The organism is Streptomyces sp. JW3, assembly GCF_052216785.1.
In the GTDB taxonomy this organism is placed as follows: Bacteria; Actinomycetota; Actinomycetes; order Streptomycetales; family Streptomycetaceae; genus Streptomyces.
This window is the reverse complement of record NZ_JBQOUX010000084.1, coordinates 1-25,690: the sequence shown is the minus strand read 5'-3', so window position 1 is coordinate 25,690 and position 25,690 is coordinate 1. Positions and strand designations below refer to the sequence as shown.

The 25,690-nt window shown below is 72.6% G+C and carries 27 protein-coding genes; 14 read left to right on the top strand and 13 right to left on the bottom strand.

Features of this window, described 5'->3' with window-relative positions:
• Positions 1 to 70: 70 nt before the first annotated feature.
• Positions 71 to 850 (top strand): HAD-IIA family hydrolase, encoded by a 780-nt coding sequence (locus ACTT8P_RS27980; RefSeq protein WP_361159488.1) that lies wholly within the window; start codon positions 71 to 73, stop codon positions 848 to 850.
• Between the two features lie 33 nt (positions 851 to 883).
• Here ACTT8P_RS27980 and ACTT8P_RS27975 read toward each other — a convergent pair whose 3' ends face one another.
• Positions 884 to 1,717, bottom strand: a complete 834-nt coding sequence (locus ACTT8P_RS27975) for a helix-turn-helix transcriptional regulator (RefSeq protein WP_442834540.1) — start codon at positions 1,715 to 1,717, stop codon at positions 884 to 886.
• Positions 1,718 to 1,869: 152 nt separating this feature from the next.
• Between ACTT8P_RS27975 and ACTT8P_RS27970 the strand changes: the two genes are divergently transcribed.
• Entirely contained in the window at positions 1,870 to 2,310 is a 441-nt protein-coding gene (locus ACTT8P_RS27970) for a nuclear transport factor 2 family protein (protein WP_442834539.1), read from the top strand.
• Between the two features lie 11 nt (positions 2,311 to 2,321).
• On the top strand, positions 2,322 to 3,287 hold the full coding sequence (locus ACTT8P_RS27965) for an NAD-dependent epimerase/dehydratase family protein (protein ID WP_442834538.1): 966 nt from the start codon (positions 2,322 to 2,324) through the stop codon (positions 3,285 to 3,287).
• A 10-nt stretch (positions 3,288 to 3,297) separates the two neighbouring features.
• On the opposite strand, the gene ACTT8P_RS27960 is transcribed toward ACTT8P_RS27965, so the two are convergent.
• The 9 genes from ACTT8P_RS27960 to ACTT8P_RS27920 all read right to left on the bottom strand — a co-directional run bounded on the left by ACTT8P_RS27960 (position 3,298) and on the right by ACTT8P_RS27920 (position 11,875).
• Complete coding sequence (locus ACTT8P_RS27960; RefSeq protein WP_442834537.1) at positions 3,298 to 4,350, bottom strand: 2-aminoethylphosphonate ABC transporter substrate-binding protein; 1,053 nt, start codon at positions 4,348 to 4,350, stop codon at positions 3,298 to 3,300.
• Positions 4,351 to 4,388: 38 nt separating this feature from the next.
• On the bottom strand, positions 4,389 to 5,186 hold the full coding sequence (locus tag ACTT8P_RS27955; RefSeq protein WP_442834536.1) for an ABC transporter permease: 798 nt from the start codon (positions 5,184 to 5,186) through the stop codon (positions 4,389 to 4,391).
• Positions 5,173 to 6,048, bottom strand: a complete 876-nt coding sequence (locus ACTT8P_RS27950) for a 2-aminoethylphosphonate ABC transporter permease subunit (protein ID WP_442834535.1) — start codon at positions 6,046 to 6,048, stop codon at positions 5,173 to 5,175. The genes ACTT8P_RS27955 and ACTT8P_RS27950 overlap by 14 nt, the downstream gene beginning before the upstream one ends.
• Positions 6,038 to 7,099, bottom strand: a complete 1,062-nt coding sequence (locus tag ACTT8P_RS27945; protein WP_442834534.1) for an ABC transporter ATP-binding protein — start codon at positions 7,097 to 7,099, stop codon at positions 6,038 to 6,040. The genes ACTT8P_RS27950 and ACTT8P_RS27945 overlap by 11 nt, the downstream gene beginning before the upstream one ends.
• Positions 7,099 to 7,800 (bottom strand): HAD family hydrolase, encoded by a 702-nt coding sequence (locus ACTT8P_RS27940; protein ID WP_442834533.1) that lies wholly within the window; start codon positions 7,798 to 7,800, stop codon positions 7,099 to 7,101. The genes ACTT8P_RS27945 and ACTT8P_RS27940 overlap by 1 nt, the downstream gene beginning before the upstream one ends.
• Positions 7,797 to 8,921: a TIGR03364 family FAD-dependent oxidoreductase gene (locus ACTT8P_RS27935; protein ID WP_442834547.1), complete on the bottom strand. Its 1,125-nt coding sequence runs from the start codon at positions 8,919 to 8,921 to the stop codon at positions 7,797 to 7,799. Before ACTT8P_RS27935 ends, ACTT8P_RS27940 begins: the two co-directional genes overlap by 4 nt.
• Before the next feature lie 92 nt (positions 8,922 to 9,013).
• Positions 9,014 to 9,772 (bottom strand): GntR family transcriptional regulator, encoded by a 759-nt coding sequence (locus ACTT8P_RS27930; protein ID WP_442834532.1) that lies wholly within the window; start codon positions 9,770 to 9,772, stop codon positions 9,014 to 9,016.
• A gap of 141 nt (positions 9,773 to 9,913) precedes the next feature.
• Positions 9,914 to 10,639, bottom strand: a complete 726-nt coding sequence (locus ACTT8P_RS27925) for a hypothetical protein (protein WP_442834531.1) — start codon at positions 10,637 to 10,639, stop codon at positions 9,914 to 9,916.
• A gap of 120 nt (positions 10,640 to 10,759) precedes the next feature.
• Complete coding sequence (locus ACTT8P_RS27920; protein WP_442834530.1) at positions 10,760 to 11,875, bottom strand: ROK family transcriptional regulator; 1,116 nt, start codon at positions 11,873 to 11,875, stop codon at positions 10,760 to 10,762.
• Positions 11,876 to 11,930: 55 nt separating this feature from the next.
• Between ACTT8P_RS27920 and ACTT8P_RS27915 the strand changes: the two genes are divergently transcribed.
• Genes ACTT8P_RS27915 through ACTT8P_RS27905 form a run of 3 tightly spaced genes read left to right on the top strand, consistent with a single transcriptional unit; the run spans position 11,931 to position 14,378 of the window.
• Positions 11,931 to 13,001, top strand: a complete 1,071-nt coding sequence (locus ACTT8P_RS27915) for a Gfo/Idh/MocA family oxidoreductase (RefSeq protein ID WP_442834529.1) — start codon at positions 11,931 to 11,933, stop codon at positions 12,999 to 13,001.
• Complete coding sequence (locus tag ACTT8P_RS27910) at positions 12,998 to 13,474, top strand: heme-degrading domain-containing protein (protein WP_442834528.1); 477 nt, start codon at positions 12,998 to 13,000, stop codon at positions 13,472 to 13,474. The genes ACTT8P_RS27915 and ACTT8P_RS27910 overlap by 4 nt, the downstream gene beginning before the upstream one ends.
• A 55-nt stretch (positions 13,475 to 13,529) precedes the next feature.
• Entirely contained in the window at positions 13,530 to 14,378 is an 849-nt protein-coding gene (locus ACTT8P_RS27905) for an LLM class F420-dependent oxidoreductase (protein ID WP_442834527.1), read from the top strand.
• A 35-nt stretch (positions 14,379 to 14,413) separates the two neighbouring features.
• Here ACTT8P_RS27905 and ACTT8P_RS27900 read toward each other — a convergent pair whose 3' ends face one another.
• The 3 genes from ACTT8P_RS27900 to ACTT8P_RS27890 all read right to left on the bottom strand — a co-directional run bounded on the left by ACTT8P_RS27900 (position 14,414) and on the right by ACTT8P_RS27890 (position 16,571).
• Positions 14,414 to 15,271: a fumarylacetoacetate hydrolase family protein gene (locus ACTT8P_RS27900; RefSeq protein ID WP_442834526.1), complete on the bottom strand. Its 858-nt coding sequence runs from the start codon at positions 15,269 to 15,271 to the stop codon at positions 14,414 to 14,416.
• A 126-nt stretch (positions 15,272 to 15,397) separates the two neighbouring features.
• Positions 15,398 to 16,081, bottom strand: a complete 684-nt coding sequence (locus ACTT8P_RS27895; RefSeq protein ID WP_442834525.1) for a YidC/Oxa1 family membrane protein insertase — start codon at positions 16,079 to 16,081, stop codon at positions 15,398 to 15,400.
• Between the two features lie 157 nt (positions 16,082 to 16,238).
• Complete coding sequence (locus tag ACTT8P_RS27890) at positions 16,239 to 16,571, bottom strand: DUF6412 domain-containing protein (protein WP_442834524.1); 333 nt, start codon at positions 16,569 to 16,571, stop codon at positions 16,239 to 16,241.
• Between the two features lie 173 nt (positions 16,572 to 16,744).
• On the opposite strand from ACTT8P_RS27890, the gene ACTT8P_RS27885 reads away from it, so the two are divergent.
• The 8 genes from ACTT8P_RS27885 (at position 16,745) to ACTT8P_RS27850 (ending at position 25,630) form a co-directional block, all read left to right on the top strand.
• Positions 16,745 to 17,143, top strand: a complete 399-nt coding sequence (locus ACTT8P_RS27885) for an SseB family protein (protein ID WP_442834523.1) — start codon at positions 16,745 to 16,747, stop codon at positions 17,141 to 17,143.
• Positions 17,140 to 17,730, top strand: coding sequence for a hypothetical protein (locus ACTT8P_RS27880; RefSeq protein WP_442834522.1), 591 nt, complete (start codon positions 17,140 to 17,142; stop codon positions 17,728 to 17,730). The genes ACTT8P_RS27885 and ACTT8P_RS27880 overlap by 4 nt, the downstream gene beginning before the upstream one ends.
• Positions 17,730 to 22,493: a putative T7SS-secreted protein gene (locus tag ACTT8P_RS27875; protein ID WP_442834521.1), complete on the top strand. Its 4,764-nt coding sequence runs from the start codon at positions 17,730 to 17,732 to the stop codon at positions 22,491 to 22,493. The genes ACTT8P_RS27880 and ACTT8P_RS27875 overlap by 1 nt, the downstream gene beginning before the upstream one ends.
• Positions 22,494 to 22,533: 40 nt before the next feature.
• The gene (locus ACTT8P_RS27870; RefSeq protein WP_442834520.1) at positions 22,534 to 22,887 is read left to right on the top strand and encodes a hypothetical protein; all 354 of its coding nucleotides are present in this window, start codon (positions 22,534 to 22,536) and stop codon (positions 22,885 to 22,887) included.
• Positions 22,888 to 23,211: 324 nt separating this feature from the next.
• Positions 23,212 to 23,751 carry a hypothetical protein gene (locus ACTT8P_RS27865; RefSeq protein ID WP_442834519.1) on the top strand — a complete coding sequence of 180 codons (540 nt, stop codon included), beginning with the start codon at positions 23,212 to 23,214 and terminating at the stop codon, positions 23,749 to 23,751.
• A gap of 13 nt (positions 23,752 to 23,764) precedes the next feature.
• Positions 23,765 to 24,208: a hypothetical protein gene (locus ACTT8P_RS27860; RefSeq protein ID WP_442834518.1), complete on the top strand. Its 444-nt coding sequence runs from the start codon at positions 23,765 to 23,767 to the stop codon at positions 24,206 to 24,208.
• Complete coding sequence (locus tag ACTT8P_RS27855) at positions 24,205 to 24,378, top strand: barstar family protein (protein WP_442834517.1); 174 nt, start codon at positions 24,205 to 24,207, stop codon at positions 24,376 to 24,378. The genes ACTT8P_RS27860 and ACTT8P_RS27855 overlap by 4 nt, the downstream gene beginning before the upstream one ends.
• A gap of 232 nt (positions 24,379 to 24,610) precedes the next feature.
• A complete protein-coding gene (locus ACTT8P_RS27850; protein WP_442834516.1) occupies positions 24,611 to 25,630 on the top strand; it encodes an SEC-C metal-binding domain-containing protein in 1,020 nt (339 codons plus the stop codon).
• The last annotated feature ends 60 nt before the right edge of the window (positions 25,631 to 25,690 follow it).

Here is a 25,690-nt window from a genome sequence, read left to right as displayed (position 1 = left end):
CTTAGCATGGTCGTCCACAGGCCCATCCCCAGGTCGCCGCACGGCCGCCGCACGGCAGGAGTCCGCCCGCATGACAGAGCGCAAGCCCATCGAATCGTGGCTCACCGACATGGATGGGGTGCTGATGCATGAGGGTGTGCCGGTGCCCGGCGCCGACGCCTTCATCAAGAAGCTGAGGGACTCCGGGCGGCCGTTCCTGGTGCTCACCAACAACTCGATCTACACCGCCCGGGACCTGCACGCCCGGCTGAACCGGATCGGCCTGGAGGTGCCGGTCGAGAACATCTGGACCTCGGCGCTGGCCACGGCGAAGTTCCTGGACACCCAGCACCCCGGCGGTACCGCCTACGTCATCGGCGAGGCCGGGCTGACCACCGCGCTGCACGAGGCGGGGTACGTCATGACGGACACCGACCCGGACTTCGTGGTCCTCGGCGAGACCCGGACGTACTCCTTCGAGGCGCTGACCAAGGCGATCCGGCTGATCAACAACGGGGCGCGGTTCATCGCGACCAACCCCGACAACACCGGGCCGTCGCCGCAGGGCGCGCTGCCCGCGACGGGGTCGGTGGCCGCGCTGATCACCAAGGCGACGGGGAAGGACCCGTACTTCGTCGGCAAGCCGAACCCGCTGATGATGCGCACCGGGCTGAACGTGATCGGCGCGCACTCCGAGTCCAGCGCCATGATCGGGGACCGGATGGACACCGACGTACTGGCCGGTCTGGAGGCCGGGATGGAGACGTTCCTGGTGCTGACGGGGCTGACCACGACGGCCGACATCCACCAGTACCCGTACCGGCCGACGAAGGTCGTCGACTCGATCGCGGACCTGGTGGATCTGGTCTGAGGCCGGTCGGTCCGGTCGGTCCGGTCGGTCCGGTCAGGAGAATTCCTGGAGGCCGAGCACCTGGAGCAACTCCAGGCGTTCGCGGCTCTCGTGGTCGGCGGGGGTGAACACCATCAGCCGCTGCTGGTGGTCGACGCCGACCAGCGTCTCGCAGTCCAGCAGCAGCGGGCCCACCCGCGGATGGATCAGCCGCTTGCGGTCCGTCCGTTTGACCGCCACCTCGTGCTCGGCCCACATCCGGCGGAAGTCGTCACTGCGCGCCCGCAGCCGTTCGACGAACGCGGCGACGGCCGGATCGCCGGAACTGCGGCCGACCGCCGAGCGCAGGTCGGCCACGAGCGCGCGGGCGTGGCTCTCGTGCTGCTCGGGCGCGTGCGTGGCGCGCACGGCGGGGTCGGTGAACCAGCGGTGGACGAGATAGCGCTCGTCGCCGCGGAGCCCGGTCAGGTCGCCGATCAGCAACCGGGCCGCCCGGTTCTGGGCGAGCGCCTCGCCCAGGTCGGACAGCACCACCGCGGGCGTGTCGGTGAGCAGGTCCAGCATCCGCAGCAGGCCGGCCCGGGCCGGCTGGGCCGGGCCGGTCGTCGGCGGTGGCCGGTGGCCGGCGAGGTGGAACAGGTGGTCGCGTTCGTCGTCGGACAGGCGCAGCGCGCGGGCCAGCGCCTCGAGCAACTGCTCCGACGGCCGGCTGCTGCGGCCCTGCTCCAGGCGGGAGACGTAGTCCACCGACATCCCGGCGATCATCGCCACCTCTTCGCGGCGCAGGCCGGGGCTGCGGCGGCGGGGTCCGGGGGCCAGGCCGACGTCGCCCGGGTGGATCGCCTCGCGGCGCCGGCGCAGGAAGTCAGCCAGTTGGTCGCGCTCCATGCACCCATGCTCGCACCCGGGCGGGACCGCAACCAGGGAGTGGCGCTCCGCGGACACATGCTCCTCTACCGCCCCGCCGGGGGCGGTCGCACAGTGGACCTCGGATCCACCGCCGGGCCCGGTCGGGCCCGGCGCGTCGAGGAGGAGTTCCTGTGTCACCCACGCTCGAAGAGCCCCGCGCCGGCTCACTCGCCGCCGTCACCGCCTATCTTGCGGCCTTCGAGGCCGGCGATCCGGCCGCGCTGTCGGACGTCCTGGCCGCCGACGTCGTGCACACCCTCGCGCTGTCCTTCGACGGCGGCGTCGGCCCGTATCTGGTGCTGACCGGCCGGGACGAGGTGCTCGGGTTCTTCGCCGGCCTGCTGCGGGGAACCAGCCGGCGGGTGCTGGCCGACCGGCGCGTCACCGCCGGCGCGGACGGGGACGTCGTCTTCGTCGAGTCCGTCGGTACGGCCGAGCTGGCCGGCTCGGGCGCCCGCTACCGGAACGTGTACGTGTTCAAGTTCGAGTGCGCCGGGGGGCGGGTGCGGCGGATCACCGAGTACGCCAATCCGGTCGCCGCCCACAAGGCGCTGAACGTCCCCCTGGGATGAGGAGTCCTGTCATGCGTGTCTTTCTCACCGGCGGCAGTGGTTTCGTCGGCCGGCATCTGATCCGGCGGCTGCGGGCCGAGGGGCACACCGTGCTCGCCCTGGCCCGGTCCGGCGACAGCGAGCGCAAGGTGGCCGAGGTGGGGGCGGAGCCGGTGCGCGGCGACCTGGCGGCGCCCGCGGCCTGGCAGGACCGGCTGCGCGAGGCCGACGCCGTGCTGCACGCCGCGGCCCGGATGGAGTTCTGGGGGCCCGACGCGGGCTTCCGCACCGACAACCTGGAGCCGACCGTCGCCCTGCACGCGGCGGCGGCCGCGGCCGGCGTGTCCCGGTTCGTACTGATCAGCGCCGCCGGGGTGTCCATCGGCAGCCAGCGGGCCGCCGTGGTCGACGAGCACACCGACAACGGCACCCCCGCCATCGCCTACTGCCGCGTCAAGCTGGAGACCGAGCAGGCGCTGCGCGCCGCCGCGACCCCGGGCATGACCCTGGTGATCCTGCGGCCGCCGTTCATCTGGGGTCCGGGGCTGACCACCATGGCCGACGCGGTCGAGGCCGCCCGCAAGGGGCAGTGGACGTGGATCGACGGCGGCCGGCACCTCATGGACTTCGTGCACGTCGGCAACCTCGCCGACGCCGCCGTACTGGCCCTCACCCGCGGCCGGCACGGGGCGCCGTACTACGTCACCGACGGCACCCCCATGCCGGTCCGTGACTTCTTCACCCCCCTGATGGCGACCCAGGGGGTCGACGTCAGCGGCAGCCGGAGCCTGCCGCGCTCGGTCGTCGCGCCGCTCGCGGCCCTGGTGGACGGCGGCGCGCGGCTGCTGCGCAGGCGCACCCCGCCGCCGCTCACCACCTGGCTGGTCGCCAACATGAGCCGGGACCGCAGCTACGACATCGGCGCCGCCCGCGCCGACCTCGGCTACCGGCCGCGCGTCGGCTTCGACGCCGGGCTGCGGGAGCTGGAGCGGGCGTGAGCGTCCGGGCTCAGCTGCCCGTCGCCGACTTCCAGGCGTCCACGTAGGCGGTCAGGTTCTGCTCGATGTCGGCCCAGTCCGGCTCGAAGACCTCCACGCCGTCCATCAGCTTCGCCAGGGCGACGGCGTTCTCGTCGGTGGCCCGCACGTCCTCGCGGGCCGCGAAGCCGCCGCCGACCGCGCTGACCTGGGTCTGCGCCTGCTCGCTCAGCATGAAGTCGAGGAGCTTCCTGCCGTTCGCGGTGTGCGGGGCCTTGGTGACCAGGCCGGCCGCGTAGGGCAGCGCGAAGGTGGTGGGCCTGCCGTCGTCCCCGGCCGGGAACCAGATGCCGAGGTTGGGCATCGACTTGGACTGGGCGTAGTTCATCTGCACATCGCCGTTGGCGACGAGCAGTTCGCCCTTGTCCACCTTGGGGGCGAGCTTGCCGGTGGAGGCCGACGGGCCGACGTTGTTGGCCTGGAGTTTCTTCAGGTACGCCATCGCCTGCCGCTCGCCGCCGAAGTCGTGCAGCGCCTTGACGACGACGGCGGTGCCGTCGCCGGCGACGCCCGGGGTGGAGTACTGGAGCTTGTCCTTGTACTGGGCGGCCAGCAGGTCGTCCCAGGTGGTGGGGGGCTGCTTCAGTGCCTTCTTGTTGTAGACGAACCCGAAGTAGTTGTTGACGACGGTGGTCCAGGTGCCGTCGGCGGCCTTGTCGGCGTCGCTGACCGCTTCGGCGCCCTTCGGGGCGTACTTCTGGAGCAGGCCCTTGGTGTCCGCCTGCTGGATGAACGGCGGCAGGGTGACCAGGACGTCGGCCTGCGGGTTGGACTTCTCCCGGACGGCGCGCTGCACCATCTCGCCGGAGCCGCCCTCGACGTACTCGACCTTGATGCCGGTCTTCTTCTCGAAGTCCTTGAAGACCTGGTCGTACCAGCCGTCGCCGTTCTCGCCGCGCAGGCCGTCGGCGCTGTAGACGGTGACGACGTTCGCGTCGGAGGCGGCGGAGTTGCCGCCGCAGGCGGTGAGCGGGAGGGCGAGCAGACAGAGGGCGGTGAGCGGGAGGAAGGGCTTTTTGGGCATGGCGAGGTGGACTCCTTGCGCTTCTTGAACGGGCTCGGCTAGCGGTACGAGGCTTTGGTGCGGACGCGGGAGACGGCGAACAGGACCAGCAGGGTCGCCGCCATCAGGACCACGGCGAGCGCGGAGCCGGTGAACAGGGCGCCGCGGTCGGTGGCCGCGTAGATCAGCACCGGCAGCGGGGTCCAGTCGGGCGGGTAGAGCATCATCGTGGCGCTCAGCTCGCCCATGGAGAGCGCGAAGCAGAGGCCGGCGGCGGCGGTCAGGGACGGCAGCAGCAGGGGGAGCTTCACCCGCCACAGGACGTACGCGGGGCGCGCGCCGAGGGAGGCGGCGGCCTGTTCGTACGCCGGGTCGAGGCGGGTGAGCGCGGCGGAGACGGACTGGTACGCGAACGCGGTGACCAGGACCGTGTGGGCGGTGATCACGATCCAGCGGGTGCCGTTGAGGAGGAACGGCGGCTGCGAGAAGGCGACCAGGGTGGCGAGGCCGACGACCACCGAGGGCACGGCGACCGGCAGCACGAACAGGGCGTCCATCACCTTGCGGTACCGGGGCTTGAGGGCCGCCGCGGCGAGCGCCGCCCAGGTGCCGGCGGTCAGCGCCAGGACGCTGGCGGTGAGCGCGGTGACCAGGCTGGTGGAGAGGGCCTGGAGGGACTCGCCGCGGGTGGCCGCCCGGTAGTTGGCGGTGGTGAGGCCGGACGGCAGGACGCTGGACCAGTGGGTGGCGAAGGAGGCGCCGAGGACGACGAGGAGAGGCAGGGCGAACAGGGGCAGGAAGAGGACGAGGAAGACCGTCCAGAGGGCCCACCTGGCCCGGCGGCTATGCACCAGCACGGCGGCTCACCACCCGGTAGAGGGCGTACAGGCCCACGGAGATCAGGACGTTGACGACGGCGACCACGCAGGCGCCCGGGTAGTCGGACTCCAGGATCGCCTTGCCGTAGACCAGCGTGGGCAGGGTCGTGACGCCCTTCGCCCCGGTGAACAGCACGATGCCGAACTCGTTCAGGCACAGCACCAGGACCAGGCTGCCGCCGGCCGCGAGCGCGGGCAGCGCCTCTGGCAGGATGATCCGCCGCACGACGCGGGGCGCGCGGGCGCCCAGTGAACTGGCCGCCTCCAGCTGGGCGGTGTCGAGCTGCGCGAACGCGGCGAGCAGCGGGCGCATCACGAACGGGGTGAAGTACGTGATCTCCGCGAGCAGTACGCCCCACGGTGTGGTGAGGAACCGGAACGGGCCCTCGGCGGCGCCGGTGACGTCCGTCCACAGGCCGTTGGCCATGCCGGCCGAGCCGTAGACGAACAGCAGGGCGAGGGTGATCAGGAAGGACGGGAAGGAGAGGAAGACGTCGATGAACCTCGCCACCGCCCGCGCTCCCGGGAACGGCACGAAGGCGATCACCAGGGCGAGTACGAAGCCGAGGACCAGACACCCGGCGGTGGCGGCGACCGCCAGCCAGACGGTGGTCCACAGCGCGGACCGGAACGCGTCCGAGGCGAACACATCGACGTAGGGCTGGACGGAGGTGCCTCCGGTGTCCGGCTGGAAGGACTGCTGGACGACGAGGGCGAGGGGGTAGAGGAAGACGAGGGCGAGCCCGGCGACGGGGGGCAGGGCCAGGAGGTACCGCTGTGGGCAGGCGTTCCGCAGGGCGGAACGGGTGGGCACAGCGGACGGCGCCGGTTCACTGGTCATCGGCGCTCACCCCCGCGGGCAGCAGTACGGCGTCCTCCGCAGCGAAGTGCAAGGTCACGTCCGCGCCGAGAACCGGTGGCTCCCGCAACTCCCGCACGTCGGCCATCACCCGATGACCGGACACGTCGACGTACAGCCGATGCGTCGCGCCCCGCCACTGGAGCTCCGCCAGCGTGCCGGTGAGCCGGTTGGGGCCGGCGCCGATGCCGACCAGGTGCGGCCGGACGCAGAGCGTGGCCCGCGCGCCGGCCGCCGCCCCCGCCGTGTCGACGTCGACCTCGGTGCCCGCGAAGTCGACGCCGCCGGTGCCCACCGTGACCGGCAGCAGGTTCGCCCCGCCCACGAAGGACGCCGTGAACGCGTCCGTCGGCGCCCGGTACAGCTCCCGCGGTGTCCCGCAGGCCCGCAGCCGGGCCCGGTCCAGCACGGCGATCCGGTCGGCGAGGGTGAGCGCCTCGACCTGGTCGTGGGTGACGTAGAGGATCGACATGCCGGGGAGTTCGCGGTGCAGCCGGGCGAGTTCGGCGAGCATCCCGGAGCGCAACTGCGCGTCCAGCGCGGACAGCGGTTCGTCGAGGAGCAGGACGTCCGGGCGGATGGCGAGCGCGCGGGCGATGGCGACCCGCTGCTGCTGGCCGCCGGAGAGTTCGCGCGGGTGGCGGCGGGCGTGGCCGGCCATGCCGGTCAGCTCCAGCGCCTCGGCGACCCGGGCCCGGATCCCGGCGCGGGGCACCTTGCGGGCGCGCAGCCCGAAGCCGACGTTGTCCTCGACCCTCATGTGCGGGAACAGGGCGTACTGCTGGACCACCATGCCGATCCCGCGCCGGTGCGGGGGCAGGCCGGTGACGTCGCGGTCGCCGAGGAGGACCCGCCCGGCGGCGGGCCGGACGAACCCGGCGACCGCCCGCAGCGCGGTGGTCTTGCCGGACCCGGACGGCCCGAGCAGCGCCATGACCTCGCCGGGCGCGACGGTGAGGTCGAGGGCGTCCAGGACCACGTTGCCGTCGTAGGCGACGGTCACGCCGTCGAAGCGGATACCGGTGGTGCCCATCAGCCGGCTCCCCGCAGCAGGGCGGGCAGCGCGGCCACCGAGTCGAGGACGTGGCCGGCGCCGGCCGCGCGGAACGCGTCGTCGCGGTGCGCGCCGGTGCGGACGCCGGCCACCAGGCCGGCCCCGGCGCGGACGCCGCTGAGCACGTCGTAGGAGGTGTCCCCGACGACGGCGACCTCGCGTACGGAGTCGGCGGCCTGCGTGCGCAGGAACGCCTCCAGGACCAGGTCCGGGTACGGCCGGCCGCGGCCGCCCGCGTCGGCCGGGCACAGGGTGAGCGGCACCAGGTCGCGCCAGCCGAGGGCGTCCAGGACGGCGTCCTGGGTGACCCGGGCGAAGCCGGTGGTCAGGACGGTGGTGCGGCCGTCGGCGGAGAGTTCCTCGATGGCCTCGCGGGCGCCGGGGACCGGGGCGATCAGACCGGCGTCGACCAGGTCGCCGTACGCCTGCTCGAAGGCGGCGTTGGCGCGCTGGGCGCGCTCCTCGGTGCCGAACAGGTGGCGGAAGACGGAGATCTTGGACTCGCCCATGGTGGCGCGGACGTAGTCGAGTTTCTCGGTGTGGTCGGCGGTGCCGGGTTCGACGCCGAGGGCGCGGGCGGCGGTGTCGAAGGCGCGCTCGACCAGGCCGCCGTCGGCGACCGTGGTGCCGGCCATGTCGAGGACGACGAGACGGATGTTCTCAGCGGACACAGGTGTCACCAGCCCAGTTCGTTCGCGGTGGTCTCGGCTATCGCGGGCGCGCAGGTCATGCCGCGCCCGCCGGGCCCGGTGACCAGCCAGACGCCGTCGCGCACCCGCTGGCGGTGCACGACCCGGCGGGGGTCGACGCACTGCGCGTACACCCCGGCCCAGCGGCGCCGGATCGCCGGCAGCGGGCGGCCGAGGAGGGACTCGACGACGCCGGTGAGGTGCTCGTAGGGGTCTTCGAGGGTGTCGAAGGCGAAGGGGTGCTCGTACTCGTGGGTGTCGCCGATGGTCAGCCCGCCGTCGGCGCGCTGCACCATCAGCAGCTGCATCCGGTGCTCGGCGGCGGTGGCCGGCTGCGGCTGGGCGGCGTTCAGCGCGTCCAGGGCGGGTGAGGCGTACGCCGGGTAGTAGCGGAAGGAGTCGGCGTCGGCGACCGAGGTGGTGAGCGGTTCGCCGAGCGGGGCGGTCTGCATCATCTGGAGGCGGACCCGGCGCACCGGCAGCTCCGGTCCGGCGAGTTCGCGGACCAGGCCGCCGAGCCAGGCGCCGGTGCACAGCACGACGGCGTCGCCGGTGTGGGTGTCGCCGTGGTCGTCGCGGACGGCGTGCTCGCCGATGACGTCGCGGACCTCGCGGCCGGGCAGGAAGGTGTACGCCGGGGACTTCAGGAGTTCGGCGCGCAGGGCGAGCTGGGCGGTGCGGGGTTCGACGGCCGCGTCCCGCTCGCAGTGCAGGGCGGCGTCGAACGCGCCGCGCAGCGCCGGGTTGACGGCCCGCGCCTCGGCGGGGGTGAGCAGCCGGTAGCCGCGGGCGGCGGCGTCCGGGCGGGCCGCGGCGGCCTCGGCGACGGCGAGTTCGAGCGCGCCGCGGACCGGGGTCAGGGAGCCGTTGGGGCGGAAGCCCAGCGCCGGGAGGCGGGCGCCGAGCTCCGCCCACAGCTCGCGGGCCCGCAGCGCGGTGGCCAGTTCCGCACCGGCCGCCCGGCCGCTCACCCAGATCTGGCCGAAATTGCGCAACGAGGCGCCGCGAGCCTCCGCCTCGCGCTCGATCTGTACGACCTCATGGCCGCGGTTGACTGCGTGCCAGGCGTGCATGGTGCCCACCACGCCGGCTCCGACGACTATCACTCTCACGTCGGTCACGCTCCTCGCCATCGGGGAACCGGAGGAATCCGGCTGACAACGAGAGCGTGAACCGGCCATCACGTTTGGGCTAGACCCGTTATCTATCCGTTACCGAGGTGGGTGGTGAACGAGAACCGGTCGCCCCGGTAGAGGGTCCGCACCCGCTCCAGCGGGCCCCCGTCCGTGTCGCGCGAGACGCGGTGGATGAGGAGCATCGGCAGGGCGGGCGGGGTGCCGATGAGCAGTGCCTCGCGCGGGGTGGCGAGGACCGTCTCGATGCGTTCGTCGGCGCTGCCGAAGCCGATGCCGTGGCGGTCGAGGTAGGCGTAGAAGGAGGAGTCGGGGTCGAAGTCGCGGTCCAGGTCCGGGACCCGGGCCACGGCGACGTACGTGCTCTCCAGGCCGACCCGCTCGTCGTCGGCGAGCAGCACCCGCTCCAGGTGCCAGACGGGTTCGCCGCGCATCAGGCCGGTCTCGGCGGCCAGCGCCCCCGGGCAGGGGAAGCGGTCCAGGGTGACGAGCGCGCGGCCGGGGGTACGGCCCTGGCGGCGCACCCCCTCGGTGTAGCTGGCCAGCGACAGCGGCTGGGCCAGCTTGGGGCCGGCCACCACCGTGCCGCGGCCCTGCCGGCGCAGCTTGCCCTCCAGCAGCAGTTCGCGCAGGGCCTGCCGGACGGTCTCGCGGGCGACCTCGTAGCGCTCGGCGAGGTCGCGTTCGGTGGGGATCGGGGCGCCCTCCCCGAGGTCGTCCACGAGCCGGTCTATGCGGGCCTTGACGGCGTAGTACTTCGGTACGCGGCCGTGCTCCGGGATGCCGGAGCGGACGGGGGCGCCGGGGGCCTGGTCGTTCGGGTAGTCCACGCGGAGGATCGTCGCAGACCCCGGCTGCGGGGCGGTGGCCGGTCAGCGGCGCCGGCGGGCCAGTGCGGGGCCGGGCGGGGGACCGGGAGGACGCCGGCCGCGCGGAGTTCGGCGGTGGTGACCGGGTCCCGCGGTGGCCGGTCAGCGGCGCCGGCGGGCCAGCGCGACGGCGGTGCTGCCGGCGGCGACCAACAGCGCGCCGAGGGCCAGCGCGGCGTAGGTCCGGGTCCGTCCGGTGCCGGCGAGTTCGTGGCCGGGCGGGGAGGCGGCGGCGGTGGGCGGGGCGATGCCAGGGGGAGTGCCGGAGGCGTCGGTCCCGGCGGCCGCCGTGACGTCGAACCGGTAGTCCTGCGACTGCCCGATCCACTCGCCGTCGCCCGCGCGCCGCTGGACGACGGCGGCGGCCGCGGTGACCTGGCCGGGCCCGGCGTCCGGGGTGAAGGCGAGCCGCAGTTCGACGCGGACCGTCCGCCCGGCGTCGACGGTGAACCCGGGGAAGCCGCCGAGTACCCCGACCAGTTCGTCGGCGTCGGTCTCCTCGAAACGGACGGGACGCGGATCGCCGCCGCCGTCGCGGAACTCCAGGCGGGCCTGCGCGGGCCGCAGGGTGCGGCGCGCGTCGGTGAGGACGACGACGGGGTGGATGCCGGAGCAGACGCGGTCGGTGGTGTTGGTGAGGTCCAGGTACCAGGTGCCGGGGCCGCCGCCGGCCGGGTAGGCGGCGGGGCCGCCGTGCACCCGGGTGGTCAGCGGGAAGGTGTGGTCGTCGGGGGCGGTGCAGGCGGGGAGCGGGGCGGGCGCCTGGGCCGCGGCGGTGGGCGCCGGACCGGTGAGGAGGGCGGCTGCCGCCACCAGGCAGGGTGACACGGGTGCACACAGTCGCATGAACACATGAGCGTTCCGGACGCGGGCGGATGGGGGGTGCCACTCCGGCGCCCCCTCCGGACGGACGTAGTGCGCACCGCCGACCGGCGCAACCGCCGGCCGTCAGGCGTCCCCCCGCCCGAACAGCGGCGCCAGGACGAGCTGTGCGGCGCCCTCCGCGATGGCGCGCGCCCCGCCGGGGGCCACCCGTACCGGTACGGCGTCCGCGCGGCCGCCCGCGCGCCGGGCACGGGCGTCCAGTACGGCGCCGACCCCGGCGACGAACGCGTCCGGCGCCCCGGTGACGGTACGGCCGCCGAGCAGGACCAGGTCGATGTCGAGCAACCCGGCCAGGTTGGCGGCGCCGGTGCCCAGCACCCGGGCCGCCTCGGCCAGGTCGCCGCGGGCCACGGCGGCCAGACAGAGCGCCTCCACGCAGCCGCGGGCGCCGCACGGGCAGGGCGGCCCGTCGAGCTGGAGCACCTGGTGCCCGAACTCCCCCGCCCCGGTCCGCGCCCCCCGGTACACGCTCCCGTCGAACACCAGCCCCGCGCCGAGCCCGGTGCCCAGGTGCAGGTAGGCGAAGGAGCCGGGCTCGCCGCCGACCGCGAGGCCGAGCGCCGCCGCGTTGGTGTCCTTGTCCACGACGACCGGCACGCCGAGCCGCCGGGCCAGCGCGGCGCGCAGCGGGAAGCCGTCCCAGGCGGGGAAGCCGGTGACCCGGTGCAGCACGCCCCGGGTGTGGTCCAGGGGGCCGGGGAGGGCGACGCCGGCGCCGCGCAGGGTGGGCGGCGCCGGGGTCCGCAGTACGTCCGTGACCAGGTCCGTCACCGCGCGGGCCACGTCCGTCAGCACCGCCGCGGCGCCCGCGCCCAGGTCGAGCGGTGCCCGCCGCTCCCCCGTCACCGTGCCCGCCAGGTCGACCAGGACGGCCCGCAGTTCGTCCCGGTCCAGATGCACGCCGACCGCGTGGCCGGCCTCCGGCCGCAGCCTGAGTACCGTACGCGGCTTGCCGCCGGTGGACGCCCGCCGGCCGGCCTCGGCGGCCAGGCCGTCGGCTCGCAGCCGGGCGGTGATCTTGCTGACCGCCTGCGGGGTGAGGCCGGTCCGCTCGGCCAGCTCCAGCCGGCTGATGCCCGCCGCCCCGGCCGCCCGCAGCAGGTCCAGGACCAGGGCGGTGCCGCGGCCGCGCGCGGCCCGCGGGCCGGGGTCGGGTCCGGGTCCGTTCGTGCTGTTCACGCCGCCATTCTGCCTCCTGCTTGCACTTTGGCAACACGGTTGCCAAAGTGGACGTATGACTGGTACTCCTCCCCTCCGCGTCGGCCTCGTCGGCTATGGCCTCGCGGGTTCCGTCTTCCACGCCCCGCTGATCGCCGCCACCGAGGGGCTCGTCCTGGACACGGTGGCCACGTCGAGCCCGGAGCGGCAGCGGCAGGCCCGCGCCGAGTTCCCCGACGTGCGGGTCGCCGGCTCCCCGGCCGAGCTGCTGGCCCGCGCCGCCGAACTGGACCTGGTCGTCCTCGCCTCCCCCAACAAGACGCACGTCCCGCTCGCGACCGAGGCGCTTGAGGCCGGGCTGCCGGTCGTGGTGGACAAGCCGCTGGCCGGTACGGCGGCCGAGGCGCGCGAGCTGGCCGCGCTGGCCGAGGAGCGCGGCCTGCTGCTCTCCGTCTTCCAGAACCGCCGCTGGGACAACGACTTCCTGACCCTGCGGCGGCTGATCGACGACGGCGCCCTGGGCGACGTATGGCGCTTCGAGTCCCGGTTCGAACGCTGGCGGCCGCAGCCCAAGGGCGGCTGGCGGGAGTCCGGCGACCCGGCAGAGATCGGAGGTCTGCTGTACGACCTCGGCAGCCACGTCGTCGACCAGGCGCTGGTCCTGTTCGGCCCGGTCACCCATGTCTACGCCGAGTCGCTGGTGCGGCGCGCGGGCGCGGCGGCCGACGACGACACGTTCCTGGCGCTCACCCACGCCAACGGGGTCCGCTCCCACCTGCACGTCTCCGCCACCGCCGCCCAGCTCGGCCCGCGCTTGCGGGTGCTCGGTTCGGCGGCCGGGTACGTCAAGTACGGCCTGGACCCGCAGGAGGCGGCGCTGCGCGAGGGCAAGCGGCCGGGCCGCGGCTGGGGCGAGGAGGACGAGTCGCTGTGGGGCCGGGTCGGGGCCGGCCAGTCCCCGCTGACCGGCGGCGGCCGCATCGAGCCGACGCTGCCCGGCGACTATCCCGCCTACTACGCGGCGGTGGCCGAGGCCCTGCTGCGCGGCGGCCCGAACCCGGTGACCGCCCGGGAGGCGGCGGCCGCCCTGGACGTACTGGAGGCGGCCCGCCGTTCGGCCCGCGACGGACAGGTGGTGGCGCTGTGACCACGCCCGAACTGACCCCGTCGGTGGCCGAGCTGGAGGCGCAGGAGCGCCGGCTGGTCTTCCGTTCCTTCACCCATGCGGACGCGTGGGCGCTGGGTTCGCTGCTGGTGGAGCTGGCCCGCGAGCGGCAGGCTCCGGTCGCCGTCGACATCCACCGGGCCGGCCAGCAGCTCTTCCACGCGGCGCTGCCCGGCTCCACCCCCGACAACGACGCCTGGATCGTCCGCAAGCGCCGGGTGGTGGAGCGGTACGGCTCGGCGTCGTACCTGGTCGGCGCGCGGTTCCGGGCCAAGGGCACGACCTTCGAGGAGTCCTCCCGGCTGGACCCGGACCGCTACGCGGCGCACGGCGGTTCCTTCCCGGTCACCGTCGAGGGGGTCGGCGTGGTCGGCGCGGTGACCGTCTCCGGGCTGCCGCAGTTGCAGGACCACCGACTGGTGGTGGAGGCGCTGGAGCGGTTCCTCGGGGAATGATCCGGGGACTCGTCAGGTCGCTGATCACCACGCCCACCGGAGGGATCGGAGCACTATGAACGACAGCACGGCAGCCCTGAAGCAGTCCGTCGGACGGTACGGCGTCTGGAGTACGGCCCTGCGCGCCGAGGCCGCCGCGGAGCTGGAGGAGCTGGGCTTCGGCGCCCTGTGGCTGGGCGGCAACAGCTTCGCCGACGACGCCGCGCCGCTGATCGAGGCGACCTCGCGGATCGTCGTCGGCACCAGCATCCAGAGCGTCTGGGAGCACGAGGCGGCCGCGGCCGCCGCCCGGTTCGCCGAGCTGGAGGTGGCCCGTCCCGGCCGTTTCCTGCTCGGCCTGGGCGTCAGCCACGGCCCGATGGTGCAGGGGTACACGCGGCCGTACTCGGCGATGGTCGGCTACCTCGACGCGCTGGACCGGGCCGGGGCGCCGGCCCACCGCCGGGTGCTGGCGGCGCTCGGCCCGAAGATGCTGGAGCTGTCCCGGGACCGGGCGGCGGGCGCGATCCCGTACCTGGTGACGCCCGAGCACACCGCGCGGGCCCGGGAGCTGCTCGGTGCCGGTCCGCTGCTGGCCCCGGAGTTCAAGGTGGTCCTGGACGCCGACCCGGCCCGGGCCCGCGCGACGGCCCGCGGCTACCTCGCCAGGTATCTGCGGCTGCCCAACTACACGCGGAACTTCCTGCGGCTCGGCTTCACCGACGCCGATGTCGCGGACGGCGGCAGCGACAAGCTGATCGACGCGGTGTTCGCCTGGGGCGACGAGGACACGATCCGGCGCCGCGTCACGGAGTTCCACGCGGCGGGCGCCGACCACGTCGCCCTCCAACTGGTCGAGGACACCGGCCCGGACGCCCCGCTCCCTACGGCGGGCTGGCGCCGCCTGGCCGCCCTGCTGGCGTGAGGTGAGGCGTCCCCGAGCGGGGCGGGGCGGAGCCCCTACGCGTCCTTCAGCTGCTGCCGCTGCCGCCCCAGCCCGTCGATCTCCAGCTCGACCACGTCCCCGGCCCGCAGATACGGCTTGGGCTCGGGGCGTCCCATGGCGACGCCGGCCGGGGTGCCGGTGTTGATGACGTCACCGGGATACAGCGTCATGAAGTGGCTGACGTACCGCACGACCTCCGCCACCGGGAAGATCTGCTCGGCGGTCGTCCCGTCCTGCTTCAGCTCCCCGTTGACCCACAGCCGAAGCCGCAGGTCCTGCGGGTCGGGCACCTCGTCCGCCGTCACCAGCCAGGGCCCCAGCGGGTTGAACGTCTCACAGTTCTTGCCCTTGTCCCAGGTCCCGCCGCGCTCGATCTGGAACTCCCGCTCGGACACGTCGTGCGCGACCGCGTACCCGGCGACGCAGCCCAGCGCCTGCTGGCCGGACTCCAGGTAGCGGGCGGTGCGCCCGATCACGACGGCCAGCTCCACCTCCCAGTCGGTCTTGCCGGACCCGCGCGGCACGAGCACGGTGTCGTGCGGTCCGACCACCGTGTCCGCCGCCTTGAAGAAGACGACGGGTTCGGCGGGCGGCTCGGCCCCGGTCTCGCGGGCGTGGTCGTGGTAGTTGAGGCCGATGCACACGACCTTGCCGATCCGGCCCAGCGGCGGCCCGATCCGCAACCCCGTCCCGTCCAGTACGGGCAGTTCGCCGGTGTCGGCGGCGGCCCGTACCCGGGCCAGCGCCGCCGGGTCGGCGAGCAGCGTCCCGTCGATGTCCGGCACCACGCCCGACAGGTCGCGCAGGGTGCCGTCGGCGTCGAGCAGCGCGGGCCGCTCCGCCCCGGCCGTACCGACTCGCAGCAGCTTCATGTTCTCTCTCTCCCTCGGTCGCGGGCCGCCCGCCGATGAGCGGCCCGGGTGCGGCGGGCCTGGATCCATCGGAGGACTGGTCGATCCTCCAAGGTCGGCTCCGGCTCCGCAAGACCCCTCGGTGGCTCAGCGGTACAGGACGGCGCGTTCGACGGCGCTCCAGGCGGTGCTGGTGGTGACGTAGAGCGGGACGACGGCCACCGTGATCAGGGTGAAGAAGGACAGGAACGGCAGGACTTTGGTGAGCGCCGCCGGGCCGGCCTCGGGTCCCGGTGTCAGCTCGGCCGCTGTCCGACTGGTCAGCCGGTAGCTGAAGGCGGCCACGGCGGCGACGAGCGCGAACAGTCCGGCGTAGACGAGCCCCGCGCCGCCGGCCGGTCCGCCGGCCGCGAGCGCGTCGCTCCAGTTGCCGCCGAGCGGGGCGGCGAACAGCCGGTGGCCGAGCAGGGTGTTGGGCTCGCCGCCGAGGGAGGTGCTGGCGAAGAGGTGGTAGAGGAGGAAGAAGGCGGGCAGTTGGCAGAGGCTGGGCAGGCAGCCCGACAGCGGGGACACCTTCTCCTCGGCGTGCAGTGCGAGCACGGCCCGCTGGAGCCGCTCGGGGTCGCGGGCGTGCGTGCGGCGCAGTTCCGCGATCCTCGGCCGCAGCGCGGTGCGCGCCTTCTGGCCGCGGGCGGCGGCCCGGGACAGCGGATGGACCAGGAGCCGTACCAGCGCGGTGAACAGGACGACGGCGGCGGCCGCGGCACCGGCGCCGCACAGCGGCCGGAGCAGGTCGGCGAGGCCGTCGACCAGGGTGGCGAAAACGGACATGGCGGGGAGCCCTCCGGGGGTCTCGGCGTACCGGGTGAGAGGAACGGCGGGACCGGCGGACCGGGCAGGGTCACGGAAAACGGTGAGCGGAAGCGCACCGGGTGTTCACGGGCCGCTCGGATGAGCGGGGTGTGAGCAGGGGGAGGAGAAGTGTGACCTACGCGGCGGTCGCCGGGAGGGCGCGGCCGGGTGCTCGGGGCCTCGGCCGCCCGGCGGCGTCGGGATCGCGTTGCGGCAGGAAGGCCGTCCGCCGGTCGCGGTCGCGGATGGCCGTACGGACCCGGGTGGGCGGCACGGCGGGCGCGCAGCGCGCGGCGACCAGGGCGCAGACGGCGAGCGCGGACCCGGCCGCGGCGGTGGCGGCGAGCGCGACGGTGACGGAGAGACCGCCGGTGACGGAGAGACCGCCGGCGTCGACCACGGCGAACTGCAACAGCACCGCGACGACCAGCAGGACAGCGGGCCGAAGCCGGCCACCGGCACGGTTCATCGACGCCCCCCTCCGCACTTCCACTCGCCCGTACGGCTGTTCGCCGCTCCTCCGGTTATACCGCATCCGCCTCGACACGGCCGGGCCGGAAAGGCGTGGGCCAACTCGACCGCAACCCATAACCTGTTCGCGCACACGTGCGACGGGCGGCGATGTACGCGAGGGAGGACTCGATGGGCACCGACGCCTCACGGCTGCGGCTGCGGCTGGCGGACCTGGCGGCGACCGGACAGGGTGATCCCCGCGCGCTGGTGGGGGAGTTCCGGCGCAGCGAGGTGCTGGTGCCGGTGGTGGACGGTTCGGTGCTGTCGGCCGAGGCGGGCGGCATCCGCTGGCTCTTCGCCTTCACCGGCGCGGCGGCGCTGGAGCGCTTCGCCCGGGGCCGGGGGACGACCGGGCTCGAAGCGGTGCCGGTGCCCGGGGCGCGGCTGCTGGACCAGGTGATTGTGGCGGCGGGCGGCCCGGCCGGGGTCGCCCTGGACGCGGCCGGCCCGGCGGGCCTGGTGCTGCCTCCGGTGCGAGGCGTCGTCCCGGACGCGGTGGCGCTGGACGCGGCAGGACCGTACGCGTGAGCGGCGGCGGCTACCGGGTCGATCCCGAGGCGCTGGAGCGGATCACGCGGGGCATCGACGCGGCGCTGGCCGAGCTGAAGGAGCTGGGCTTCGACATCGAGGCGGACCTGGGCCGCGGCTTCGACGACCTGGAGCTGACCGGCCTGGAGGTGGGGGACGCTTCCCTGCACCAGGTGTTCGCCGACTTCTGCGAGCGGTGGGGCTGGGGGGTGCGCTCGCTGGTGCGGGACGCCAACGGGTTCGCCGAGCGGCTGCGGCTCAACGCGGGGCTCTACCACGAGCAGGAGCAGTACGTCTCGGACACCCTCAAGGAGGTGTGGACGGCGGCCGCGGGCAACCCGTACCTGACCGAGCAGCAGGTCGAGCAGCGCTCCTGGTCGCAGACGCTGGAGGACAACTCCGTCACCCACCTCACGAACCCGGACTACAGCGCGGAGTCCGCCCTGGCGGGGTACGGGGCGGCCCGGCAGGCGGCGGCGCAGGCCGAGGAGGACGTGGCGTCCTCGACGGTGACCGGTGACGCGCTGTTCGACCCGCGCACGGACTGGCAGTGGGGCGGCGGCCCGGCCGGGGAGGCCACCCGCTGATGGGCGGCCTGGGGGATTTCGTCAACGGCCTGGGCGACGGTCTGGAGAGCGCCGCCGAGGGCGTCAAGGAGGGCGTCGGCGGCGTCGTCAACTGGGGCGCGGACCAGGCCGCGGACGGCCTCGCCGCCGTAGGCGCGGACGACCTCGCCGAAGGGGTACGCGACTTCGGCGAGGGGGTGAACAACCGCCTCGGCGGTGACGTGGCCGAACGCCGGCTGGGCGAGACCGAGGACCCCAAGGAGCTGATCCACGGCAGCGCGCCGGCGCTGGAGGCACGCGCCCGCCATCTGCGGGACTTCTCCCGGGCGTTCGAAACGGTCGGCCAGGGGATGCGCTCGCTGGACGGCGACGGCTGGGAGGGCGAGGCCGCGGACGCCTTCCGCGCGAAGTTCGACATGCATCCCACGCAGTGGCTGACCGCCGCCGACGCCTGCGAGGGCGCGGCCGGCGCGCTGGAGGCGTACGCCGACACGGTCCGCTGGGCGCAGCGGCAGGCGGAGGCGGCGATCGACGCCCACCGGGCCGCGCGGGAGAGCAGTGAGCGGGCGGTGGACGCGCACAACGCCCGGGTGACGGCGTACAACCAGGCCGCCGAACGCTACAACGCGACCGCCGCGGCGGGCCGCGACCCGGGCCCGCGGCCGACCGAGCCGGGCGAGTTCACCGATCCCGGGGCGGCGGGCCGGCGGGAGGCCGAGGAGCTCCTGACCGAGGCGCGCCGCCAGCGCACCGACGCCGCCCGCGACGCTCAGCGCCGGGTGGCCGCCGCCCTGGAGACGGCGCCGCCGAAACCGGAGTTCACCGACCGGCTGGCCGCCGACGCCGGGGACGCCTTCGTAGGCACCCAGCTGAACCAGGCGCACGTCCTCGGCGGCCTCCTCAAGGGCGGCGCGGACCTGGTGAAACTGGCCCGCACGGTCAACCCGTTCGACTCCTACAACATCACCCACCCCGGCGACTGGCTGAAGCACAGCAGCATGCTGCTGGCCGGCCTGGTGGGCACGGCCGCCCACCCCGAACGCCTGCCGAAGGCCGTGCTCGGCACCGGCTGGAGCAGCGACCCGGGCGAGGCGGCGGGCGTGCTCGCCGCGAACCTGATCGGCGGCAAGGGCGCGGGCGGCGTGGCGGGCGGGGCCGCCCGGGGAGCGGCCCGGGGAGCGGCCCGGGGCGCCGCCCGCGGAGCCGCCAAGGGCGCGGCGACGGGGGCCGCGCGCCGGAGCGTCGGCCAGACGCTCAAGGACGTCGCCCGGGAGTACAAGTGCAAGTGGTTCGGCGACCCGGTCGACATGGCCACCGGCCGGATGGCGCTGCCCCAGACCGACGTGACCCTCCCCGCGAAGTTCCCCCTGGTCTTCGCCCGGCAGTTCGAGTCGTCCTACCGGGCGGGCCGCTGGTTCGGCCCCGGCTGGGCGTCCACCGCCGACCAGCGCCTGGAGATCGACGCCGAGGGCGTGGTCCTGGTCCGCGACAACGGCGCGCTGCTGTCCTACCCGCACCCCTCCCCCGGCGTCCCCACCCTCCCCCTGACGGGCGCCCGCCACCCCCTCACCGTCGACGCCCACGGCGACTACACCGTCGCCGACCCCGCCACCGGCCGCACCTGGTACTTCGCGGCCCCCGGCGGCGACGGCGACGGCATCGCCCTGCTGGAACAGATCACCGACCGCTCGGGCCAGTGGCTCACCTTCACGTACGACACCGAGGGCGCCCCCACCGCCATCACCCACTCGGCCGGCTACCACCTCGCCCTCACCACGACCGGCGACCGCGTCACGGCCCTGCACCTGACCGACCCCACCGCCCCCGGCGGCCGAACAGCACTGGCCCACTTCACCTACGACGAGTCCGGCCACCTGGCCACGGTCACGAACTCCTCCGGCCGCCCGACCCGCTTCACCAACGACGCCCTCGGTCGCGTCACCGCCTGGACCGACACCAACGACTCCTCGTACCACTACGTCTACGACGACCAGGGCCGCTGCGTCTCCCAGTCGGGCGCCGCCGGCCACCTGCGCAACACCTTCACCTACGCCGATCCCGACCCGACCACCGGCCTGCGCACGATCACGGCGACCGACTCCCTCGGCCACACCACCCGCTACCACGTCAACAACGCCTTGCAGGTGGTCGCCGAGACCGCCCCCGACGGCACGACCACCCGCACCACCTACGACCGCGAAGACCGCCCGCTCACCGTCACCGACCCGCTGGGCCGCACCCGCGGCTACGCCTACGACGCGGCGGGCCGCCCGCTGCTGGCCGTCCGCCCCGACGGCCGCTACACCAGCGTCGGCTACGACGACCAGGGCCTGCCGGTCGCCATCCGCACCCCGGACGGCACCCACCTCACCCAGTCGTTCGACCAGTGGGGCAACCGCACCACCCGGTCGGACTCCACCGGAACCACCACCGCCTACGCCTACGACCACCTCGGCAACCTGGCGTCGATCACCGACCCGACCGGCGCCACGACCACGGTCCGCTGCGACCCGGCGGGCCTGCCCCTGGAGATCACCGACCCACTGGGCGCGGTCACTTGCTACGAACGCGACGCCTTCGGCCGCCCGACGACCATCACGGACCCGCTCGGCGCGCTCACCCGCCTGGAATGGACCGTGGAAGGCCGCCTGTCCCGCCGTACCGCCCCGGACGGCAGCACGGAATCCTGGACCCACGACGGCGAGGGCAACGTCACCAGCCACACCGACGCGCTGGGCGCCGTAACCCGCTACGAGTACACCCACTTCGACCTGCTGTCCGCCCGCACCGGCCCGGACGGCGTCCGCTACGAGTTCGACCACGACACCGAACTGCGCCTGACGAAGGTCACCAACCCCCAGGGCCTGACCTGGACCTACGCCTACGACCCGGCCGGCCGCCTGGTCACGGAAACGGACTTCGACGACCGCACCCTGACCTACACCCACGACCCGGCGGGCCAACTGACGGCCACGACCACCCCGACCAGCCAGACCATCCGCTTCGAACGGGACGTACTGGGCCGAGTGACCCGCAAGGACGCCGCCGGCACGGTCACGACCTACGCCTACGACCCGGCCGGCGCCCTGTCCGGGGCCACGAACCCGGACGCGACCCTGACCCGCCACCACGACGAGACGGGCCGCCTGACCGCCGAGACGACCAACGGCCGGACCCTCACCCACACCTACGACGCGCTGGGCCGCCGCCTCACCCGCACCACCCCCACCGGCGCCACCAGCACCTGGACCCACGACGCGGCGGGCAACCACACCACCCTGACCACCGGCGGCCACACCCTCGCCTTCACCCACGACGCGACGGGCCGCGAACTGACCCGCCACATCACCGACAGCCTGACCCTCACCAGCGCCTACGACCCGCTGGGCCGCCTCACGAACCAGGACCTCACCGGGCCGACCGGCGATGTCCTCTCCCACCGCGCCTACACCTACCGCGCCGACGGCAACCTGACCTCGATCGCCGACCACCGCACCGGCACCCGCCACTTCGACCTGGACCCCACCGGCCGGGTCACCGCCGTCCACGCCGCGAACTGGACCGAGTCCTACGCCTACGACCCGGCGGGCAACCAGACCCACGCCACCTGGCCGCCCTCCCTCCCGGGCGGCCAGGACGCGACCGGCCCCCGCACCTACACCGGCACCCGCATCACCCGCGCGGGCAACGTCCGCTACGAACACGACGAAGCCGGCCGCATCACCCTGCGCCGCCGCATCCGCCTCTCCCGCAAACCGGACACCTGGCGCTACACCTGGGACGCGGAGGACCGCCTCACCTCCGTCACCACCCCCGACGGCACGACCTGGCGCTACCGCTACGACCCCCTGGGCCGCCGCATCGCCAAGCAACGCCTGGCGGCGAACGGCACAACGGTCACCGAACAGACCGACTTCACCTGGGACGGCACCACCCTCACCGAACAGACCACGACCACCCCGGCCTCGGCCACCACCCTGACCTGGGACCACGACGGCCTGCGTCCCCTGACCCAAACGGAACGCAGAACACCGCCCGCCCCCTCCCAGGAGGACATCGACCACCGCTTCTACGCGATCGTCACCGACCTGATCGGCACCCCGACGGAACTGGTCGACGAGAGCGGCACGGTCGCCTGGCACTCCCACGCGACCCTCTGGGGCACGACCACCTGGGCCCCGGGGGCGACCGCTTATACGCCGCTTCGGTTTCCGGGCCAGTACTTCGATCCGGAGACCGGGCTCCACTACAACTACTTCCGGCATTACGATCCGGAGACGGCGCGGTATCTCAGCGCTGATCCTCTAGGTTTGGAAGCAGCCCCGAACCCTGCCGCCTACGTGAACAATCCCCATACGGGGGCGGACCCTCTGGGGCTTACACCGTACAAACCTGGCGAGGTAGGGGCCGAGGTAGACCCTCGCAAATTAGACTACCTATTCAACAAAAACATCAAACCAGATCCACACAACTCACCTCGCGCATTGCAGAACGAGCTACAACTGAGACGAATAGGAGTAAACGACACGCCACAGATGCGGCAACATGTAACCGACCACCTGATCAGCGCAGCCAATCAACCCTTTGAAAGAGTGTTCACGAAGGAGTGGGATGGCGGGAGCGGAGAGTTCGGAGTGACGAATTCCATTCTGTACGGACCCAAAGGCGCACTGAGCGTGGAAAGCACGTGGCAAATACTTCCGGACGATACCCGAAAGTTGACTACCACAATCTTCCGCGGGAGTGGCCCCAGCGTAAGTATCACCCAAGCGCCTCACCCCTGACCACATTTCCCGCACGAACTAGTCAAGCCTCGGAGGAAGTATGTATCGTGAGTTTATTGTTCCTAGCGATCAGGAAATCGTTGAACAGATCGGAGAATACCCCAAAACAGAGAAAGACGACTCGGCTCGAATTATTGCACTGAGAGGGGCAGGGAAGGAGTTCATCCGCTTCTCTTACGACACACTCGCTCGATCAGTAAGGATCCGCTGGATCAATCAAAAAGGAGAGGAGTTCCTCGATTTTTTCCGCGAAGGCGCAACAAGCATGAAGATTCACACCGAAAATGGCCTTACTTGTTTCTCCATCACTTTCCACACGGGCGAGTGCGCCGGACAATTGAAACTCCAAGTTTTTCCGAATCTGAGTATCAAGGACGAGTTGCTTTTCCAATGACCTCGTAACAAGCGTGTCGACAACCGCCTCGCTTGCGTTTCTATTCCGCCCGCCCTCAGCGCCTTCTCACCATCAGACGTGCCGCAAGCACTACCACCGAGCAGATCCAGTTGGAGACTCGGAAGGATTCTGTCCAAGGGCGATGACACATCTGAGTGTCGAAGAGATCGGCATTCGGACGGGACGGACACTGCAAGAGGAACATGAACTACTGGACCGACTGACCTCTCGTTCCAGTTGAGTGGGCAACTCGATGCGCCGAGAAGATCACTGAAACACCCTTCCTTTGGCTCAACCCTCACCCCTTAAGCGAAATCGGTCTTAATGCAGAGAGACACGGAAAGCCTGGAAGCAGAGGTCGAACGAGTCGACAACCGCCCCGCCTCCGGTTCCGCTCCGCCCGTCCTCAGTGTCTTCTCACTGGAGATTCCGGGCAACACGGCAGAGTACGTACAGCGATTGCTGTCGGTTATCAGGGCAGCAGTGACCCTCGGAGCAACCGCTGATTTCGAGGAAGAAAGTCTCCCCATCGATGGTGTACCGGACTGGTTCGTCGCCATCGGGTCGATCGACGGCGCACAGCCTCCGGAATTCGCCAAGCGAGGGTGCGACGCATACAAGAACCACACCGGAGGCCAGCCCTGGTCTTTGCAGAACTGGCTGTACAGGTTCGATCCGGACGAGGACTCCAGAGGCTGGGAATGGTGGGACGTCGTGCAAGTCGGCCCTGGACGCGTACACCTCTGGGTGGACAGCTGGGGCGAGTCGTTTTTCGGCTGCCAGGAACTCCTCTGGGTCGCGTACACCGCGGGTGCTGCGCGCGTCGATGGGCCGACTGTCCGCCGGTCTGACAACTGGATCTGAGAGGCGTTGAACGGTGAGTACTTACCGCTTCAGAAAGCGCAGTGCGGTCGGCGGACTGGCCGCCGACATCACCGCCGTGGCCATGCGCTCGGGTCCTACTTCTCACTACGCCACACAGATCAGCGGAAAACTCTGGATGGAACCGCCGGCTTCCCCACTGCACTGGCGCGATACCGCATGGATGCTGTATGGATTGTCCCCGCACAGCAAGAGCCTCAATAGGCTCTATCCACAGGGCCTCACGGTAAAAGTGGAGAATCTGTCTTTCCCAACGAGTGACTACGTTGCCGAGGTAGCGGCGTTCGCCATGGAGGGATGGGTACGCGAAGAATTCAACCTGCCACCAGCAAACATCTGCATCGAGTACGACGCCACGGATCGTCGCTACATCTTCTCCTGGGACAAGGCAATGCCATTCTCCGACGAAACGTCGGACATACCTATTTCCCATATATGACTGCTCTGTACGATTGCCTTTCCGACCTGAACTGGATCAGCGCTACGTACTATCTCCTGGTTATGGAAGACTCGGAAAAAATCCTTTCCGAGGGTCCCGAGGAACGCAGTGAAATCTTCCGAACCCTTCTCAGGTCGGCCGACGACTGGGCGCATGGGCCGAACTCTTGAAGGCAGAGAGTGATCGAGCCTCAGGTTCGGAGTGACGGAGCCGGGCTCCAACCGTTCGGGCCAGCCTTCATCGCTGCAACTCCCCACCGTCCCCGTCCGCCACGACCACACCGCGCCCCGGCCCCGCGCGGCCAGGGAAACGGCCCACGCCGCGCCCCGCCACGATCGGTCGGGCACCCCTGCCCCACCGCCTCCTCACCCCTTGTCACCGGACGGCAGTACGGTGTCCCCCATGCGCCCCGACACGCCTGCCGAGAACGTCGACCACACCGCCGAAGCGGCACGCCTGGAGCGGACCGCCGGCCTGTACCCCGAGGACGCCGAAGCCCTGCTGCTGCGGGCCGCAGCCCACCTGGAGCTGGCCGGCGAACGCCCCGCCGCGACCGCCTTCTACGACCGTCTGCTCGCCGCCCCCGGCCCCCTGGAGAACCCGTCCCTGGTCCGCGCCCTGAAGGCGGCCAACCTCTGGGAGTACGGCCACGAGGCCGAGGCCAGGGCCATCATCGAGGGCGTCCGCACGGCCGCCCCGCGCGACCCGGCCCCCTGGGTCATCGTCGCGGAGTCCCTGGAGTCCCACGACGAGCTGGAAGCGGCCCACGAGACGTTCACCGAGGCCGCCCGTCTCCTCCTGACCGACGCCCCGGAACCGCCGCGCCCGACCCACCCCCTCCTCTTCGGCCGCCACCGCGTCCGCCGCATGCTGGGCCTGCCGCACGACGACTGGGACACCCTCGCCGACACCCTGCACTCCATGCCGGTCTCCCTGGACGAGCTGCACGACCCCAAGCGCGTCTGGTCCCTGGGCTCGGACAACCCCGCCGAGCTGGCGGCCGAGATCTCCCGCCTGCGCGCCGAACTCGGCGCCTTCCGCGAAGCCCTCTCCCGCCCCTTCCCGGTCGCCATGCTGCACTGGCCCGCCGAGGAACTGACCGAGCTGCTCGCCGCCTACCCGTCCCTCTCCACCGAGTACCCGTCCTACGAACAGCACCTGTCCTCGATAGAGGAGGCGCTGCGGGAACTGGAGTCCTCGGGCACCCGGAACCTGGGCGTCGTACGGGGCACGGTCCCCTCCTACGAGGCGTTCGCGGCCTCGGAGGGCGCCTCCCCCGAGGACGCGGCGCTGCTGCCGCAGTACGCGACGACTCTGGGGGCCCGGGGGCGGGCGGTGGCCTGGCCGCCGCAGCGGGCGGCTGATTGCTGGTGCGGATCGGGACGGACGTACGGGGAGTGTCACGCCACGGCAGAACGATGAGATCCGCACCCGCCCGACACCCTCACAGGCCGGCCGGGGGGGGGGGGGGGGGGGGGGGGG

Bases quoted from the DNA above. Each gene is read 5' to 3' on its own strand.
- ACTT8P_RS27865 (WP_442834519.1), top strand. From the start codon at position 23,212: ATGCAGAGAGACACGGAAAGCCTGGAAGCAGAGGTCGAACGAGTCGAC.
- ACTT8P_RS27885 (WP_442834523.1), top strand. From the start codon at position 16,745: ATGGGCACCGACGCCTCACGGCTGCGGCTGCGGCTGGCGGACCTGGCG.
- ACTT8P_RS27950 (WP_442834535.1), bottom strand. From the start codon at position 6,048: ATGACCAGTGAACCGGCGCCGTCCGCTGTGCCCACCCGTTCCGCCCTG.
- ACTT8P_RS27945 (WP_442834534.1), bottom strand. From the start codon at position 7,099: ATGGGCACCACCGGTATCCGCTTCGACGGCGTGACCGTCGCCTACGAC.
- ACTT8P_RS27890 (WP_442834524.1), bottom strand. From the start codon at position 16,571: ATGAACCGTGCCGGTGGCCGGCTTCGGCCCGCTGTCCTGCTGGTCGTC.
- ACTT8P_RS27875 (WP_442834521.1), top strand. From the start codon at position 17,730: ATGGGCGGCCTGGGGGATTTCGTCAACGGCCTGGGCGACGGTCTGGAG.
- ACTT8P_RS27980 (WP_361159488.1), top strand. From the start codon at position 71: ATGACAGAGCGCAAGCCCATCGAATCGTGGCTCACCGACATGGATGGG.
- ACTT8P_RS27975 (WP_442834540.1), bottom strand. From the start codon at position 1,717: ATGGAGCGCGACCAACTGGCTGACTTCCTGCGCCGGCGCCGCGAGGCG.
- ACTT8P_RS27870 (WP_442834520.1), top strand. From the start codon at position 22,534: ATGTATCGTGAGTTTATTGTTCCTAGCGATCAGGAAATCGTTGAACAG.
- ACTT8P_RS27850 (WP_442834516.1), top strand. From the start codon at position 24,611: ATGCGCCCCGACACGCCTGCCGAGAACGTCGACCACACCGCCGAAGCG.
- ACTT8P_RS27900 (WP_442834526.1), bottom strand. From the start codon at position 15,271: ATGAAGCTGCTGCGAGTCGGTACGGCCGGGGCGGAGCGGCCCGCGCTG.
- ACTT8P_RS27855 (WP_442834517.1), top strand. From the start codon at position 24,205: ATGACTGCTCTGTACGATTGCCTTTCCGACCTGAACTGGATCAGCGCT.
- ACTT8P_RS27965 (WP_442834538.1), top strand. From the start codon at position 2,322: ATGCGTGTCTTTCTCACCGGCGGCAGTGGTTTCGTCGGCCGGCATCTG.
- ACTT8P_RS27905 (WP_442834527.1), top strand. From the start codon at position 13,530: ATGAACGACAGCACGGCAGCCCTGAAGCAGTCCGTCGGACGGTACGGC.
- ACTT8P_RS27895 (WP_442834525.1), bottom strand. From the start codon at position 16,081: ATGTCCGTTTTCGCCACCCTGGTCGACGGCCTCGCCGACCTGCTCCGG.
- ACTT8P_RS27960 (WP_442834537.1), bottom strand. From the start codon at position 4,350: ATGCCCAAAAAGCCCTTCCTCCCGCTCACCGCCCTCTGTCTGCTCGCC.
- ACTT8P_RS27915 (WP_442834529.1), top strand. From the start codon at position 11,931: ATGACTGGTACTCCTCCCCTCCGCGTCGGCCTCGTCGGCTATGGCCTC.